Below are 14,134 nucleotides of genomic sequence, written 5' to 3' on the forward strand. Positions count from 1 at the left end.
CGCTGCAGCCGGCTTCCGATGAAACGGCCCTTCTACGGAGTGAATGCCCGCATTGACGGCCCGGCTCCGGCGGCGTCGCCTGTGCAGGCGATGTCATGGCGATCGGCGATTCCGTCACGGTCGCGATAGGGGCCGGCCAATAGCCTGAAAGCCTCCCCTTCCACAGGAGCTCCCATGCCTGCTTCCCGCATCCGCCTGCACGTTGAAGACACCGGTGGTGACGGCCGCCCGGTCATTCTGATCCACGGCTGGCCGCTGTCCGCCGATGCCTGGAAACAACAGGTGTCGATCCTGCGCGATGCGCAGCATCGGGTGATCAGTTACGACCGGCGCGGCTTCGGCCGTTCCGATAAGCCAGCCGAGGGCTATGACTACGACACGCTGGCAGCGGACCTGGCCGGGGTGATCGAGGAGCGTGACCTGCACGACGTCACCCTGGTCGGCTTCTCGATGGGCGGCGGTGAGGTGGCGCGCTATGTGGCCAACCACGGTCAGGAGCGCCTGCACAGCGTGGTGTTTGCTGCTGCCGTGCCGCCGTATCTGCTGCGCAGTGATGACAACCCGGATGGCCCGCTCACCCAGGAAAAGGCCGATGAAATGCGCAGCGGTCTGGAGAAGGATCGTGAGGCGTTCTTTGATGGCTTCACCCGCGATTTCTTCAGCGCCCATGGCCAGTTGATGGTGACCGAAGAGACGCGTCAGGCGGCGATCGCGTTGTGCCATCAATCCGACCAGAACGCAGCGCTGGGGTGCATGAAGGCGTTTGCTACCACCGACTTCCGCGAAGACCTGAAGAAGATCACGGTGCCGACCTTGATCCTGCACGGTGACAGCGATGCCATCGTGCCGTTTGAAGGTTCTGGCCAGCGCACGCACCGAGCCATCCCGGGCAGCGAAGTGGTGATCCTTGAGGGCGCGCCGCATGGCTGCAACACCAGTCATGCTGATCACTTCAATCTGGCGCTGTTGAACTTCCTGAAGCAGTAAGCTGCAGCCATGCGTGAACCGAAGACGCCCCCGTGGAAGAAGCCCAATCCCAAGGGCCAGACGTCGCAGCCGTTGTCGCCTGCGCAGAAGGAGGCGGCCCGGCAGCGTGCGGAAGAGAACGGGCGGCGTTATCCCAATCTGGTGGACAACATGTGGGCTGCGAAGCTGCCACGCGGATCGTGATCTGTAGAGTCGTGCCATGCTCGACTCCGCTCTGCATCCATCCATGCATGGCGTGGATCTACTGCAACAGCAGCCGAGCATGGGCTCGACTCTACAGGTCGGCCAGCGGCTTCCAGCCGGGTTCCAGCCAGGGTGAGATCTCGCGCTGGCGGACGTTGACTGACTCCGTCGGCATCCCAGCCAGGCGCGCAAGCTCCGCACGCAACCGTTCGGCGTCCACCGGCACGGCCGTAGCCACCTGCAGGCGATCCCCCTGATGCCTCACCTGTACCGGTAGCGTGGCGTGCGCATCATGCTCGCCGCCGGTGCGTCCGATCGGGTAGCGCATCGTTACCGGCCGCGACAGTTGCGCCAGTGCTGGCTGCCAGGCCTGCAGCACAAGGGGTTGCCCGGCAGCGGGAACATGTACTTCCGCAATCGTAGCCGGGTAGCCGGTGATGCTCTCGACCATGACCTGGAAGCGCGCGCCATCCGGCACGACCAGCACGGTGGCGATCAACGTGAAGAGCGAAACGAACACCGCTGCGAGGTTCCAGCTGCGCGGCTCGGAGGCCGGGCGCGTTGCGGTACGCAGACCTGGCTTGCGCCGCAGCTTGCGCGCGTAGATGCGCCGGTCCTTCCTGCGCGGGCTGCTGCTGTGCTCGGGCAGGTTCAAGGGAACCCGTGGAAGGCGCGCCACGCGGGCCTTGATCAGGCGCGAAAGCAGCATCCACGCGATCACGAACGCCAACAGCGGAAGCAACGTTCGCACCCACAGATACAGCGTGACCATCCACAACACCTCTACATACGACCATCCATGCTCATCCACATCTTACCGGGACCGCGCGCCGGTTGTCGTATCCGCCAGCCGACAAGCACAGGGCGCTTGGTTAGGATGGTCCTTTGTTGTCATGGATGAACCGATGGTCTCTGCTGCTACCCGCTTCTGTCGTATCTGTGGTCCTGGCCCGATCCTGCTGGCACTGCAGGTGGTGGCGCTGCTGGCGGTAGCCCTTGCAGTCGGCTTCTTCCACTACCGTGTGGGACTGCTGCTGGAGCCGGTGGATGATGCATGCGGTGGGCCCGACCCTGTGGCGCGCATGCAGGTGGCCGAACAACTGCTGGCGCGGTCCACTGCGCTTGCACCGTGGCAACCCTTGCAGTGGATTCCGATGGCGGGCGTGGTACTGGCGCTGCTGGGCGCGATGTCGATCAGCGTCTACCGGCTGGGACGCCTGTCGGAACGCCTGCGACGTGCCAACTGGGGGCTGATGGCGCTGCACGCCGCGATCCTGGCGCTGGCCCTCAGGGCATTGCACCTGTACGACCTGGCATGGACTGGCGTGGCCAAGCTGTCCCCAGCGGCGTGCCTGGTGGAGCTGGGCGAGCAGGGCCGGTTGCCGCTGGCACAGGCGCAGCAGGTGGTGTTCGAGATCCTCACCCATGAGCATGCACCGCTGCTGCGCAATCCCGATGATCTTGCCCTGGTGCTGGTCGCGTTGATGCTGATGGCGATGGCTGCAGGATTCATGCTGTGGCGGGCGATCGTGCGCGAACGTCAGGTGCAGTCGCCCGGCCCATAGCGGGTGTGGGACCGGCCGCGCGCCCGCAATCGCGCTAGAGTCAGCACTTCGCCCCTGCAAGGATGTGCTGATGCGTTGGTTGCTGCGTGCTGTGCCATTGCTGCTGTGTTCGTTGGCGGTGCACGCCGCCGAGGTGGATCGCCGGATCGCGATGACCATCGACGACCTGCCGTGGGCGCGGGTGGACGAGATCGTTCCGCCGGACCTGCAGTCGCGGCACGAAGCGCTGATGGCCCAGCTTCGCCAGGCGGGTGTGCCGGTGGTCGGCTTCGTCAACGAGAACAAGCTTGAGATCAACGGGCACGTGCAGCCCGCGCGGGTGCAGATGCTGCGCGACTGGCTGGACGCCGGGTATGTGCTGGGCAACCACACGTATTCGCACATGGATCTGAACGCCAGGGGTGTGCCTGCGTTCCAGCAGGATTTTCTGCGTGGTGAAACGGTGCTGCGGCCGCTGCTGGCCGAGCGCGGACTGAAACCGCAGTGGATGCGCCATCCCTATCTGCGTGCCGGACGCACACCGGAAGAACGCGCGGAGATGGACGTGTTCTTCAAGCAGCACGGCTACCGCGTGGCACCGGTGACGGTCGACAACGGGGAGTGGGTATGGGCGTTTGCCTATGCCAACGTGATGAACGAGCAGCCCGATTCCCCGGCGCGCGAGGCGACGCTGGTACAGCTGCGCAAGGGCTATGTGCCGTACATGCTGAACAAGCTGGACTACTACGAGAAGCAGTCGCAGGCGCTGCTGGGCTACGCGCTGCCGCAGGTGTGGCTGATGCACGCCAATGAGCTCAATGCAGCCACCTTCGCCGAACTGGTGGCGGCGACCAAGCGGCGCGGCTATCGCTTCGTTTCACTGGATGAGGCGATGCGCGATCCTGCTTACGCGCGCGGCGCCGAGGGCTACAGCGGTCGCTATGGCCCGAGTTGGCTGCACCGCTGGGCGATGGCCGAGAAGAAGCCGAAAGACTTCTACGCCGGTGAACCGGAAGTGCCGAAGTGGGTGATGAAGCTTGCGAAGGTTGACTCGGAATGAAGCTCAGCGCTTGACGGCCAGCACGCCGTCCAGCGCCAGCTCGGCCCTGAAACCGGCCTTTTCCAGGCGTTTGGCCACTTCGCGCGGCACGTCGCGGCCGCTGGTCAGCTTGTTCGGCGCGCCGGTGTAGTGGAACAGGCGCCCGCACTTGCGGATGACGCGGGCGAGGTGGTCGTAGAACACCTGCGAGTACAGTTCGCCGGCGATGCCGAAGCGCGGCGGGTCGTGCAGGATCGCGTCGACACTGTTGCTGGCCACCTGTTCGATCTGCTGCGAGACATCGCCGTGGCTGAACTGCAGGCGGCCCCCGGCGGCGGCCGAGTCCGGATCCGGCGACCACGGGTTGAGCGTGCGCAGCCACATCACATCGGCGTTCTTTTCGAACGAGCGGATCTGGCCGACGCCGGCCTCCAGCGCGCAGGCGGCGAAGTAGCCCAGGCCACCGCAGGTATCGAGGATGACCTTGCCGGCCGGGGCGACCAGCTCGACCTTGCGGCGCGCGTCCTCGAATGGCGACAGCTTGGAGGTCGGCAGCATCTTGATGCCGTCGATCTCGAAGGTCGGTGCGCCCCATCCGGTCGGCACCAGCTTGATCAGCGAGCTGCTGTAGCGCGAGATAGGTGCGAAGTCCTCGCCATCCCAGTAGTACAGCGTGCGGTCCTTCAGCTTGCCCGGCCACGGGTAGCGCTGGCCACGGAAGTGGAAGCCGTCGGCATCCAGCACCACGCTGTCCTCGCTGCGGCCAAGGTCGAGCGAGCCCTGCCAGTCGGCAGCGCCCTTGTCATAGGCACGGCGCAGGGTGTCAGCGCTGTCGCGGGTCAGCAGGGGGCCGGTGTAATGGGGCACGGCGGGTACCGGGGCGGTTCGGGGGAGGGCATGGTACCGCAGGTGTTGCCGGGGCCACGCGTGGCTGCTGTTGCGGTAGATCCACGCCACGCGTGGGTGCCGGCATGGCGGCACCGGGCGTGGGCTCGGCTCTACAGCTGGCTGGTGCAGCTGTAGCCGTGTGTGGTTCCTTCCCCTGAAATCATGCCGACGCCACGCGAGGGCCGCATGCCCTGCCGCGCGCATGAGCGACGATGAGCGTCCTGGGTTTCCGGTGGCTGCCGATCAAAGTCGTAGCGCAGGCTGCCGTCTTCCTGCAGCAGCCAATGCACGGTAACGCGCTCGTGGCGACCATCGCCGAGATCCCAGTCCAGGGTGCGCAATATCAGTGTCTGGCCGTCGGGCAGTTCCCGGACTTCGTCATAGGCACCCTGAGACTGTATTGCACCGGCCATCAGCAGGAGGGGCAGCATGTTCCAATGTCCAAGACTGAATGTCATTTCGTCAGTCCTTTGGCAACGAGTATATGGCGTTTATGCATGGATGAGAGATGCCCTGCCTTTGGGCATGGGCATCTCCCTCTAGGAGCTATTGAGCGAAGATCGTCCCTCTATTGGTGGCACATTGTTTGGGGATGCAGGTCTCCATCATGGTGTTTGCAAACTTGGACTGCGAAAAATAGCAATTGACGCCAAATTGGGTTCTGCCTCTGAATGGCCCTGCGTAGTGGTCGGTTTCCTGTGCAATACAGCGTCCATTGTCTACGCTGAGGGTTGAGCGCCTCATGCCGCCAATAGAGCTCTCCCAGCTCCCGCTCCCAATGGGAAAGATATTCTGACCAACGGGTACCTGCCCACTCGGTGCAGTCGCCGTTGCCCAATCAATACTGTTCAAAGGGTCGGCAGGGGGCGCGGGATCATCGCTGTAGCATGACCAGCCGGTGGAGGGGCCCGACAACGTCATGGTACCGCTTGAGGGTGCCATTTCCACCGACTCGCAATAGGCTTGGTGATAGAGCTGCGTGGCTCTACTCTGATCTTCATAGCGATAGCTGAGTCTCCCAAAATCATCTTGTTTCAGGCGCTGCGTTACGTCCACGATGCCGCCATTGAAGTCTGGCCAGCTGCTTGTCCTATCTACGCTGACACTTCCGTCTGGATTCGCTACTACGACATCTATGCTTAGACGCTCGCTAGCGCAAATGGCGGTCGCGGGCAGAAAGGCTGTTATCAAAAAGGCGAACTGCTTCAATTTCATGTCTCAGCTCCTCTTTTGGGATGGAGAGCTGATGCTGAACTGAGTTCTGGTCGCCCGACGAGACACCTATCCAGTTATCGTTGTTTTGAAATTTTTCCTATGCTTCGGGCTGTTAACTACGAAAGAAGCTGTCGCAAACAACTGCTCAAATACACTTCACCGCATACACCGGCCCAGCCCCGATCAGCATCAGCGCCATGTAGTCACTATCACTGGCCTTTCCCTTCAGCGTCGCGCCCTTGTTGAAGTGGAAGATGCCGAAGCCACCGGCCATGCGGATCAATGCGCTGTCGATCTGCTCGGCGTCATCGCGGAAGTAGCGGCTGATTTCGCTGCGGGAGGCCTTGTGCAGGGCATTCGGCTCGCGCTGCCACTGCTCGCCGCGGCTGAAGGAGACGAAGTACTGGCCGCCTTCCTTGTCGATGCGGAAGTCGGCCGGTTTGCGCGCGCCGGTGGCGAAGCAGCCCTGCAACGGGTCGGCGCTGAAAGGAAGCCCGGCATCACCACTGCAGGCGGTGAGCAGCAGGAGGGCACCTGGCAGCAGCAGGTGGAGCGTGCGCATGGGATGTCCCGACGGGGCAGGTGCGGCTAGTGTAGGCAGCGCACGGGCGTGGTCCGTACAGAAATTCGGCAAGGACACAGGGGTTTTCGGATGGCGAAGGACAAGGCACCGTGGTGCGGCGTGGCCAGTTGGCTGGGGATCGTGGTGGGCTGGGGCGCGGGCAGCCTCGCTGCGCAGGCGGCGGTGGCCGCAGGCGGCAATGGCATGGCTGCGGGATTGGGCGTGGGGGTGCTGGGCGCGGCGCTGGTCGGCTGCGGTCTGGCGGTGGCTTCGCGCGTGCGCGGCGAGCGCTGGCCGTGGATCGGCATCGGTGGTGCAGTGCTGAGCGCGCTGCCGCTGCTGATGTACCTGCTGCGGATGATGTTGAAGCTGTAGTTGTAGAGTCGAGATCCTATGTTCGCGGTCAAGCCTGCTGGAAGCAGGCTTGACCCACCTTCAGCATGGCCGGATCGAAGTCCCGGCCGCTTTTGAAGACACCCCAGGCGATCCTGGCCAGCTTTCTGGCCAGGATGTTGAAGACGGCGGTGCTGGGGTGACCGCGTTTTGACAGCTCGTCGTAGAGCGGTTGCCCCCGGCGACACCGCTTGAGCCCCATTGCGGCCATGTAGAGCATCTGGCGCAGCACTGGCGCGCCCTGTTTGGACAGCCGACGCCGTCCCGTTCTGCCGCCAGACTCGTTGGGCCGGGGATCCAGGCCGGTGCAGGCGATCCACGCGTTGGCGTTGGCCAACGGCCAGCGCGTCATGTAGTAAATCAGGTGAGCGGCGACGGCAGGGCCGATACCAGGGATGGTCAACAGGCGCTTGTAGAGCGCGCCATGCTCTCCATCGCGACCCAAGCGCTGCAGTTCGCTTTCCAGCTCGGACAGCGTCCCAGCCAGAGCGCAGAACAGATCTGACAGCTCCCCGGGGGCACTTTTGCTTACCCCGAAGGATTGCTCCAGGCGCGCGCGTGTCTTTACCAGCGTCTGCCGCTTGCGCAGCAAATCGTGCATCTGCTGCTGCTCGTCGGTACGCGGTACGTATTCACGCAGGCGATCGTTCTCCTTCTTCACGTACCGGGCGATCGCTTCGGCGTCCATGGCGTCCGTCTTGCCACGCGAGCCCGTCGCCCGGCCGTAGTGCTTGATCAGACGTGGATTGATCACATAGACAACGTGGCCTGCTTGGCCAGCCATCCGAGCCAACAACTCGTAGTACCGCCCCGTCGCCTCCATGCCAATCCGGCATCGCTGGGGCAAGGTGTTGAGCCACTGGGCTATGCCGGCCCGGGTGTTGGCGATCCTGTCGCCGGCCTTGCGGTCGGCCACTGCCGGTACGAACTCCTTGGAGTCCACGTCCACGCCAATATCGAGAGAATCAGACATTTGTACGGCTCCCAGCTATCTTTAAGGGGCTGGGGTGGTACCGCACCGACGTTAGCTTGCCTACATCGACGATCCCCTTTGGGGGCCGTACGATCCTTTATCGACGTTCGTGTGCGGGATGGGGATCGCTCGACTCGTCTGTCGGCTAGTATCCGCAGATGCATGCTTGACGGTCCCTCCACCCTGGCTCCTACATACCTCGTAGGAGCCGGGAGGAACATACAAGCCATGCTCGACTTGTGGGCAACGCAGCCAGGCATGGCCTGGCTCTACTGGTCAGCGGCGGCCGGAGCATGCCATGCCGGCCAGCGGCCGGCACTACCCGGCGTGGATCATGCGCTGCGGTGAATCTCCACCGTCACGTGCACCAGCTCCTCATGAATCGCCAGCGCGTTGCGCACTGTATCGGCATCCAGACGGACGTCGCTGGTGACCACGCTGGCGCTGACCGCGTACTTGCCGCGACCCACCTGCCAGACGTGCAGGTCGGCCAGGCGTGCCGGCCACGGGCCCTGTTCGATCACTTCGCGTACTTCGGCCACCACAGGTGCATCCATCTGCGCGTCGAGCAGGATGCGGCCACTGTCGCGCAGCAGGCCGATCGCCCAGACCGTCACCAGCACGGCGCCGACCAGGCCCATCACCGGGTCCAGCCAGGTCAGGCCCAGCAGCTTGCCGCCAAGCAGGGCGACGATGGCCAGCACCGAGGTGGCGGCGTCGGCCAGCACGTGCACGTAGGCCGAGCGCAGGTTGAGGTCGTGACCGTGCGCATGGCCGTGATCGTGGTCGTGCCCGTGATGATGGTCATGCCCATGCCCATGCCCATGATGGTGATGCGCGTGGCCCGGGCTGTCGTGCAGCCACCAGGCGCAGAGCAGATTCACGCCCAGGCCCACCGCAGCGATGGCGATGGCTTCGTCGTAATGGATCGGTGCCGGCACCCACAGCCGTTCCAGCGATTGCACGGCCATCAGCGCGGCGACGCCGAGCAGGGCGATGGCGCTGGTATAGCCGGCCAGGATCTCGATCTTCCACGTACCGAAGGCGAAGCGCGGATCGTGCGCGTAGCGCCGCGCGCAGCGGTAGGCGAACACCGAGAGGCCCAGCGCCAGCGCGTGCGAACTCATGTGCCAGCCGTCGGCGAGCACGGCCATGGAGTTGAACCACCAGCCGCCGATGATCTCCACCAGCATCATGCCGACGGTGAGCCACAGGGCGCGGCGGGTATTGCGTTCGGCCAGCGGATTGCCGTCGTCGAAGCGGTGTTCGTGGCGACGGGCGGCGGCGAGGGCGTCCAAGTGCATGGCGGCGGGAGCCGGAGTGGATACCCCCATAGGGTATATGATCCCGCCATGGCCCATGTACACAAGAATCGAAAGCAGCTGCTGACCCGGGTACGCCGTATCGCGGGTCAGGTGGCGGCGTTGGAGCAGGCGCTGGACAAGCCCGAGGGGGAAGCGGGGGACTGCGCGGGCGTGCTGGTGCAGGTCGCCGCGGTGCGCGGTGCCGCCCACAGCCTGCTGATGGAGTTGCTGCACGAGCATCTGCAGGAACATGTGGTGGGTGCCGATGACCCGCAGCAGCGGGCGGACGAGGCTGCGGTGCTGGTGGAGCTGCTGCGCCGCTACGGCAAATAGCAGGGGTAGTGCCGGCCGCTGGCCGGCAACTGCAGGTTGCGTCCGAAGCTCATGCGGTTGCCGGCCGGCGGCCGGCACTACCCCGCGTGCCGGTGTCGCGCGTTCCAGATATGCGTGGCGGCCAGCAGCAGGCTGCCGGTGACCGTCATCGGCGTTTCCCAGTCATGTGAGGGCAGCGCCAGCGCGCCGGCCAGCAACAGGCCCAGACCGACGCCGGCGGTGGCCCAGGCCAGTACGGGCAGGGGGTGACGGCGCTCGGCCCGCCACAGCGCGCAGCCGGTCAGTGGCAGGGCGATGGCCACGAACAGCAGGTGCACCCAGTCCGCTTCGGCCCAGGTGCCGAACAGGGGGAGCGCGGCGGCCAGCAGGGGCAGCGCCAGGCAGTGCAGCACGCACAGGCTGGACAGGGCGACCGCGCCGGCATCAAGCAGGGCGGCAGAAGGCGACTTCATCGGGGGAGGTTCCTTGCGCAACAAGTGTTATACAGTAACATTTCCGTTCCGCAGCCAACCCGCTCCGACATGAACACTGTTTCCCGCGCCGACCGTCGCCTTCCGGTCACCGTGCTGTCCGGCTTCCTGGGGGCCGGCAAGACCACCCTGCTCAACCAGATCCTGCGCAACCGCGAAGGCCTGCGCGTGGCGGTCATCGTCAACGACATGAGCGAGGTCAACATCGATGCGCAGCTGGTGCGCGAAGGTGGCGCCGAGCTGCGCCGCACTGAAGAGACGCTGGTGGAATTCAGCAACGGCTGCATCTGCTGCACGCTGCGCGATGACCTGCTGCAGGAAGTGCGCCGTCTGGCCGATGCCGGTCGGTATGACTATCTGCTGATCGAATCGACGGGCATCGGTGAGCCGATGCCGGTGGCGGCCACGTTCGCGGTGCGCGACGAGCACGGCTTCAGCCTGAGTGATATCGCGCGGCTGGACACGATGGTGACGGTGGTCGACGGCAGCGCGTTCCTTGCCGACTTCGGCTCGACCCTGCGCCTGGCCGAACGCGGCCAGCAGGCCGGGCCGGACGATGATCGCGGTGTGGTCGATCTGCTGTGCGAGCAGGTGGAGTTCGCCGACGTGATCGTGGTCAGCAAGGTCGACCAGGTGGGCGACGAGGTGCTGCAGGACACGCTGGCCGTGTTGCGTGGCCTGAACCGCGACGCGAAGCTGCTGCTGTCCAGCTTCGGCGATGTGCCGCTGGCCGAGCTGCTGGATACCGGCCGCTTCGACATGGAGCGTGCGCAACGTGCGCCGGGCTGGGTGAAGGAACTGCGGGGCGAGCACACACCGGAAACCGAGGAGTACGGCATCGGCAGCTTCGTCTACCGTTCGCGGCGTCCGTTCCACCCCGCGCGATTCGCCCGCGCGTTGCAGTCGGGCATGCCCGGCGTGATCCGCAGCAAGGGCTGGTTCTGGCTGGCCAACCGCATGGATTGGGTAGGCGAGTTGAACACCGTGGGCGCCGCGACGCGGACGCAGGCGGCGGGCTTCTGGTACGCCGCGCGCGACCGCGTGCGTGCCGGCCTGGAAGACACCGCACCGTTGTTGCCGCCGACACCGCTGCCCTACAGCGACCTCGGCTGGGCGCGGCAGCAGGCCGATTGCTGGAGCGCACCGTTGCCGGGGCTGGAAGAGTTTCCGGATGCAGCCGCGCACACGGCGATGCAGCGGCTGTGGCACCCGTTGTGGGGTGATCGCCGCCAGGAGCTGGTGGTGATTGGTGTGCACATGGATGAGCGTGCGGTGCGCGCGGAGCTGGATGCGTGCCTGCTCAATGACCAGGAGCTGCGGGCGGGGCCGCTGCTGTGGCAGCAGATGCCACTGGCGTTCCCGGTGTGGAAGCGCTGACGGTGCATTGAGGCTCCATGGGTTGCCGGCCAGCGGACGGCACTACCCCGGGTCGATACGCCATGCGTGGATCTACAAGGCGTCATGCCACTGCCAGCCCTCGGTGCTCACGTGCAGCACCTGGGTCGGCCGCAACGCCTGCAGCAGGTGCCGGTCGTGGCTGACCATCACCAGCGCGCCCGGCCACGCCGCAAGCAGTTCCTCCAACGCCTGCAATGCGCTCAGATCCAGCGCATTGCCGGGCTCGTCCAGCAGCAACAGCTGCGGCGCGGGATCGGCGTACAACACGCTGGCCAGTGCGCCTTTCACCCGTTCGCCATCGCTGAGGCTGCTGGCGGCGCGCTGAATGCGCTGTGCATCCAGTCCCAGCAGCGCGAGCCGGGTGCGCAGATCGCCCGGGTCCGCACCCGGATTGGCCACCTGCACGCTATCGAGGATGCTGCGCTCGCCGGACAATCCCAGCAGCTGCTGGTCGAGCAGCGCCAGCGGTGCGTGGCGTTGCACCGTGCCTCCGCGCGTTGGCAGCTGGCCCGCCAACACACGCAGCAGGGTCGATTTGCCGCTGCCGTTGTCACCGACCACAGCAATGCGCTGGCCGCGGCGGATCTCCAGCTGCAACGGGGCGCTGCAGCCATGTGGGAGGACCAGATCCTGCGCCTGCAGCAGGCGTGCGCTGCCACGTTCCCCATCACCGGAAAACAGTGCGAGCTCCGGTGCGACGTGCACGGCTGTCGCCGCTGCACGCAGCTGCTCTGCACTGGCCTGCAGGCGTTCGGACTGCACCTGCTGCGCGCGCCCATGACTGGCTTCGGCACGCTGCTTCTGGCGGCCAAGCAGGATCGGTGCCTGGTTGGCCTGCTTTGCATCACGGTTGCCACGTGCCTGGCGTTGCTGCTGGCGCTCGTGCTGTTCGCGTGCACTGCGTTGCTGCTGCCGGTGCTGCGCACGTGCATGGTCAAGCTGGGCGGCGGCGGCTTCACGTTCGGCGGCGCGCACTTCGGCATAGTGCTGCCACGCGCCGCCATAGCGATGCAGGCCACGCCCATCGAGTTCGACAATCTGCTGCATGCGGCCCAGCAGTTCGCGATCATGACTGATCACCAGCAGGCCACCGCGCCACTGCTGCAACTGTTCGTACAGCTGTTGGCGATGGCGTGCGTCGAGGTGGTTACTGGGTTCGTCCAGGATCAGCCAGTCGGCACCGCTGGCCCAGGCGCCGGACAGCGCCACCTGCATGGCCTGGCCGCCACTGAGGCGCGCGGCCGGCTGGGCGGGATCGAGGTCGTCGGGAAGCTGCAGCGCACGCCATTGCTGCTGCAGGCGTTCACGCAGATCCCAGCGGTCGCCGATGCAGGTGAAGTCGGCCTCATCGACGCTGCCGGCTTCGATGCGTGCGAGCGCGGACAGCGCTTCACCCACACCGGCCAGTTCACCGACCGTGCCGGCGGGTGGATAACCGGGTGTCGGCAACAGGAACACGCGGCCGCTGCCACGTACCTGGCCGTTGTCGGGCGACAGCCGGCCGGCCAGCAGGCGTGCGAGCACGCTTTTGCCAGCGCCATTGGCACCGACCAGGCCGGTAGCAACCGGTTCGAAGGAAAACGTCAGATCGGAAAACAGCGGGCGGCCGTCGGCCAATCGATACGACACGCGATCGAGCGTGAGGGAATGCGGGGTCATGCGACCTCCATGGATGCCGGGTTCTCCCCTGCGCGCAGGGGCGGGAAGAGTCAGGCCGTCTGTTGTGAAGACGGCGGCATCAATGGCGCATTGGTCGCGAGCCTCTGGGAGGAATGAGCGGCCAGTATAGCGGGGTTGGCTGAATGGTTTGATGGCGCGACTCTACAAAGGCATCCACGCATGGCGTGGATCTACTGTGAGCCGGGCATGGGGTGGATCGATCGCCTAGGGCACGGTTTCCAGGCGCGCGCTGACGAAGTCGATGAATACCCGCAGCTTCGGAAGCACGTGGCGGCCCGACGGCCACAGCAGGTGGAAGATGCCGCAGGAGTGCACATGCTCGTTGAGCACGGTCACCAGCCGGCCGTCGGCCAGTGCATCGCGCACCGAGTGTACCGGCACGAATGCCAGGCCGATATCGCGCAATGCAAGCGCCACCCGCGCTTCGATGGTGTTGGCCACCATGTGTACTGGCAGTTCCTGCGGTGTTTCATGGTCGGGCCAGTGGATCGGCCACAGTTCCAGCTTGCCGGTGCTGGGGAAGCGATAGTGCAGCAGCGTGTGCTGCATCAGATCGGCCGGCGTGCGCGGCGTGCCGCGCCGCTGCAGGTACGCCGGCGAGGCGACGATGCGGCGTGGGAACACGCCCAGGCGTCGTGCGTTCATGCGTGAGTCGCTGGGCTCGCCGACGCGCAGCACGGCATCGAAACCCTCCTCGATGACATCGACCAGGCGGTCGCTGAAATCCAGATCGAGGCGGATGTCCGGATACGCGGACATGAACTCGGCCATCAGCGGCAGAGTGAGATCACCCACCAGCGGCAGACCGATGCGCAGCGTGCCACTTGGTGCGGCATGCGGTTGCGCCAACTCGGTGCGCGCGGCATCGCGCTCGTCGAGGATGCGCCGGCAGCGTGCCAGGAACAGCTGGCCCTCGGCGGTGAGGGTGATGCTGCGCGTGCTGCGGTGGAACAGGCGCACGCCCAGTGCCTGTTCCAGCCGGGCAACGCATTTGCCCGCGGCCGAGGCCGAGATGCCCTGCAGGCGCCCGGTCTCGACGAAGCTGCGGGTATCGGCTGCGTGCACGAAGGTCTGCAGGTTGGCGAGGTTGTCCAGGACTGACATGGGCGTGTGGGCAATGAAAGCGGCAGGGTAGGTCGGCGCGGCCGTAGTGGACGGCTCCGCC

General features: G+C 65.5%; 17 protein-coding genes. 7 read left to right on the forward strand and 10 right to left on the reverse strand.

The window, feature by feature from the left end:
• The first annotated feature begins 174 nt into the window (after window positions 1–174).
• Both ACZK4Z_RS02145 and ACZK4Z_RS02150 read left to right on the forward strand, forming a co-directional pair.
• Window positions 175–987, forward strand: a complete 813-nt coding sequence (locus ACZK4Z_RS02145) for an alpha/beta fold hydrolase (RefSeq protein WP_293799405.1) — start codon at window positions 175–177, stop codon at window positions 985–987.
• Between the two features lie 9 nt (window positions 988–996).
• Complete coding sequence (locus ACZK4Z_RS02150) at window positions 997–1,170, forward strand: hypothetical protein (protein WP_097048477.1); 174 nt, start codon at window positions 997–999, stop codon at window positions 1,168–1,170.
• A gap of 91 nt (window positions 1,171–1,261) precedes the next feature.
• Here ACZK4Z_RS02150 and ACZK4Z_RS02155 read toward each other — a convergent pair whose 3' ends face one another.
• A complete protein-coding gene (locus ACZK4Z_RS02155) occupies window positions 1,262–1,942 on the reverse strand; it encodes a hypothetical protein (protein ID WP_125895027.1) in 681 nt (226 codons plus the stop codon).
• A gap of 133 nt (window positions 1,943–2,075) precedes the next feature.
• Here ACZK4Z_RS02155 and ACZK4Z_RS02160 point away from each other — a divergent pair, with 133 nt between their 5' ends.
• Both ACZK4Z_RS02160 and ACZK4Z_RS02165 read left to right on the forward strand, forming a co-directional pair.
• Window positions 2,076–2,735: a hypothetical protein gene (locus tag ACZK4Z_RS02160; protein WP_182267155.1), complete on the forward strand. Its 660-nt coding sequence runs from the start codon at window positions 2,076–2,078 to the stop codon at window positions 2,733–2,735.
• Between the two features lie 70 nt (window positions 2,736–2,805).
• Complete coding sequence (locus tag ACZK4Z_RS02165) at window positions 2,806–3,774, forward strand: polysaccharide deacetylase family protein (RefSeq protein ID WP_293799410.1); 969 nt, start codon at window positions 2,806–2,808, stop codon at window positions 3,772–3,774.
• 3 nt (window positions 3,775–3,777) lie between these two features.
• On the opposite strand, the gene ACZK4Z_RS02170 is transcribed toward ACZK4Z_RS02165, so the two are convergent.
• The 4 genes from ACZK4Z_RS02170 to ACZK4Z_RS02185 form a co-directional block, all read right to left on the reverse strand.
• Window positions 3,778–4,620 (reverse strand): class I SAM-dependent methyltransferase, encoded by an 843-nt coding sequence (locus tag ACZK4Z_RS02170; protein ID WP_478451153.1) that lies wholly within the window; start codon window positions 4,618–4,620, stop codon window positions 3,778–3,780.
• 131 nt (window positions 4,621–4,751) lie between these two features.
• A complete protein-coding gene (locus tag ACZK4Z_RS02175; protein ID WP_125895021.1) occupies window positions 4,752–5,072 on the reverse strand; it encodes a hypothetical protein in 321 nt (106 codons plus the stop codon).
• 115 nt (window positions 5,073–5,187) lie between these two features.
• Complete coding sequence (locus tag ACZK4Z_RS02180) at window positions 5,188–5,856, reverse strand: hypothetical protein (RefSeq protein WP_125895019.1); 669 nt, start codon at window positions 5,854–5,856, stop codon at window positions 5,188–5,190.
• 145 nt (window positions 5,857–6,001) lie between these two features.
• Complete coding sequence (locus tag ACZK4Z_RS02185) at window positions 6,002–6,418, reverse strand: hypothetical protein (protein ID WP_253145568.1); 417 nt, start codon at window positions 6,416–6,418, stop codon at window positions 6,002–6,004.
• Between the two features lie 90 nt (window positions 6,419–6,508).
• Here ACZK4Z_RS02185 and ACZK4Z_RS02190 point away from each other — a divergent pair, with 90 nt between their 5' ends.
• Window positions 6,509–6,793 (forward strand): hypothetical protein, encoded by a 285-nt coding sequence (locus ACZK4Z_RS02190; protein WP_032130412.1) that lies wholly within the window; start codon window positions 6,509–6,511, stop codon window positions 6,791–6,793.
• 28 nt (window positions 6,794–6,821) lie between these two features.
• Here ACZK4Z_RS02190 and ACZK4Z_RS02195 read toward each other — a convergent pair whose 3' ends face one another.
• Window positions 6,822–7,784, reverse strand: coding sequence for an IS110 family transposase (locus tag ACZK4Z_RS02195; protein ID WP_107314971.1), 963 nt, complete (start codon window positions 7,782–7,784; stop codon window positions 6,822–6,824).
• A gap of 332 nt (window positions 7,785–8,116) precedes the next feature.
• Window positions 8,117–9,088, reverse strand: a complete 972-nt coding sequence (gene dmeF, locus ACZK4Z_RS02200; protein ID WP_253145587.1) for a CDF family Co(II)/Ni(II) efflux transporter DmeF — start codon at window positions 9,086–9,088, stop codon at window positions 8,117–8,119.
• A 48-nt stretch (window positions 9,089–9,136) separates the two neighbouring features.
• On the opposite strand from dmeF, the gene ACZK4Z_RS02205 reads away from it, so the two are divergent.
• Window positions 9,137–9,421 (forward strand): metal-sensing transcriptional repressor, encoded by a 285-nt coding sequence (locus tag ACZK4Z_RS02205; protein ID WP_032130410.1) that lies wholly within the window; start codon window positions 9,137–9,139, stop codon window positions 9,419–9,421.
• A 77-nt stretch (window positions 9,422–9,498) separates the two neighbouring features.
• On the opposite strand, the gene ACZK4Z_RS02210 is transcribed toward ACZK4Z_RS02205, so the two are convergent.
• A complete protein-coding gene (locus ACZK4Z_RS02210) occupies window positions 9,499–9,873 on the reverse strand; it encodes a MerC domain-containing protein (RefSeq protein WP_253145589.1) in 375 nt (124 codons plus the stop codon).
• A gap of 69 nt (window positions 9,874–9,942) precedes the next feature.
• On the opposite strand from ACZK4Z_RS02210, the gene ACZK4Z_RS02215 reads away from it, so the two are divergent.
• Window positions 9,943–11,268: a GTP-binding protein gene (locus ACZK4Z_RS02215; protein ID WP_478451154.1), complete on the forward strand. Its 1,326-nt coding sequence runs from the start codon at window positions 9,943–9,945 to the stop codon at window positions 11,266–11,268.
• A gap of 72 nt (window positions 11,269–11,340) precedes the next feature.
• Here the strand turns inward: ACZK4Z_RS02215 and ACZK4Z_RS02220 are convergent, their stop codons facing one another.
• Together ACZK4Z_RS02220 and ACZK4Z_RS02225 are read right to left on the reverse strand one after the other, a co-directional pair.
• On the reverse strand, window positions 11,341–12,948 hold the full coding sequence (locus tag ACZK4Z_RS02220) for an ABC-F family ATP-binding cassette domain-containing protein (RefSeq protein WP_293799258.1): 1,608 nt from the start codon (window positions 12,946–12,948) through the stop codon (window positions 11,341–11,343).
• 225 nt (window positions 12,949–13,173) lie between these two features.
• Window positions 13,174–14,073, reverse strand: coding sequence for a LysR family transcriptional regulator (locus tag ACZK4Z_RS02225; protein WP_180838303.1), 900 nt, complete (start codon window positions 14,071–14,073; stop codon window positions 13,174–13,176).
• Window positions 14,074–14,134 lie beyond the last annotated feature (61 nt).

Source organism: Stenotrophomonas sp. 71799_Sma (genome assembly GCF_056482505.1).

Excerpts from the sequence above, each read along its gene's own strand:
- ACZK4Z_RS02180 (WP_125895019.1), bottom strand. The coding sequence starts at position 5,856 with ATGAAATTGAAGCAGTTCGCCTTTTTGATAACAGCCTTTCTGCCCGCG.
- ACZK4Z_RS02215 (WP_478451154.1), top strand. The coding sequence starts at position 9,943 with ATGAACACTGTTTCCCGCGCCGACCGTCGCCTTCCGGTCACCGTGCTG.
- ACZK4Z_RS02175 (WP_125895021.1), bottom strand. The coding sequence starts at position 5,072 with ATGCTGCCCCTCCTGCTGATGGCCGGTGCAATACAGTCTCAGGGTGCC.
- ACZK4Z_RS02150 (WP_097048477.1), top strand. The coding sequence starts at position 997 with ATGCGTGAACCGAAGACGCCCCCGTGGAAGAAGCCCAATCCCAAGGGC.
- ACZK4Z_RS02225 (WP_180838303.1), bottom strand. The coding sequence starts at position 14,073 with ATGTCAGTCCTGGACAACCTCGCCAACCTGCAGACCTTCGTGCACGCA.
- ACZK4Z_RS02210 (WP_253145589.1), bottom strand. The coding sequence starts at position 9,873 with ATGAAGTCGCCTTCTGCCGCCCTGCTTGATGCCGGCGCGGTCGCCCTG.
- ACZK4Z_RS02220 (WP_293799258.1), bottom strand. The coding sequence starts at position 12,948 with ATGACCCCGCATTCCCTCACGCTCGATCGCGTGTCGTATCGATTGGCC.
- ACZK4Z_RS02145 (WP_293799405.1), top strand. The coding sequence starts at position 175 with ATGCCTGCTTCCCGCATCCGCCTGCACGTTGAAGACACCGGTGGTGAC.
- dmeF (WP_253145587.1), bottom strand. The coding sequence starts at position 9,088 with ATGCACTTGGACGCCCTCGCCGCCGCCCGTCGCCACGAACACCGCTTC.
- ACZK4Z_RS02160 (WP_182267155.1), top strand. The coding sequence starts at position 2,076 with ATGGTCTCTGCTGCTACCCGCTTCTGTCGTATCTGTGGTCCTGGCCCG.
- ACZK4Z_RS02185 (WP_253145568.1), bottom strand. The coding sequence starts at position 6,418 with ATGCGCACGCTCCACCTGCTGCTGCCAGGTGCCCTCCTGCTGCTCACC.
- ACZK4Z_RS02165 (WP_293799410.1), top strand. The coding sequence starts at position 2,806 with ATGCGTTGGTTGCTGCGTGCTGTGCCATTGCTGCTGTGTTCGTTGGCG.
- ACZK4Z_RS02190 (WP_032130412.1), top strand. The coding sequence starts at position 6,509 with ATGGCGAAGGACAAGGCACCGTGGTGCGGCGTGGCCAGTTGGCTGGGG.
- ACZK4Z_RS02205 (WP_032130410.1), top strand. The coding sequence starts at position 9,137 with ATGGCCCATGTACACAAGAATCGAAAGCAGCTGCTGACCCGGGTACGC.
- ACZK4Z_RS02195 (WP_107314971.1), bottom strand. The coding sequence starts at position 7,784 with ATGTCTGATTCTCTCGATATTGGCGTGGACGTGGACTCCAAGGAGTTC.
- ACZK4Z_RS02155 (WP_125895027.1), bottom strand. The coding sequence starts at position 1,942 with ATGGTCACGCTGTATCTGTGGGTGCGAACGTTGCTTCCGCTGTTGGCG.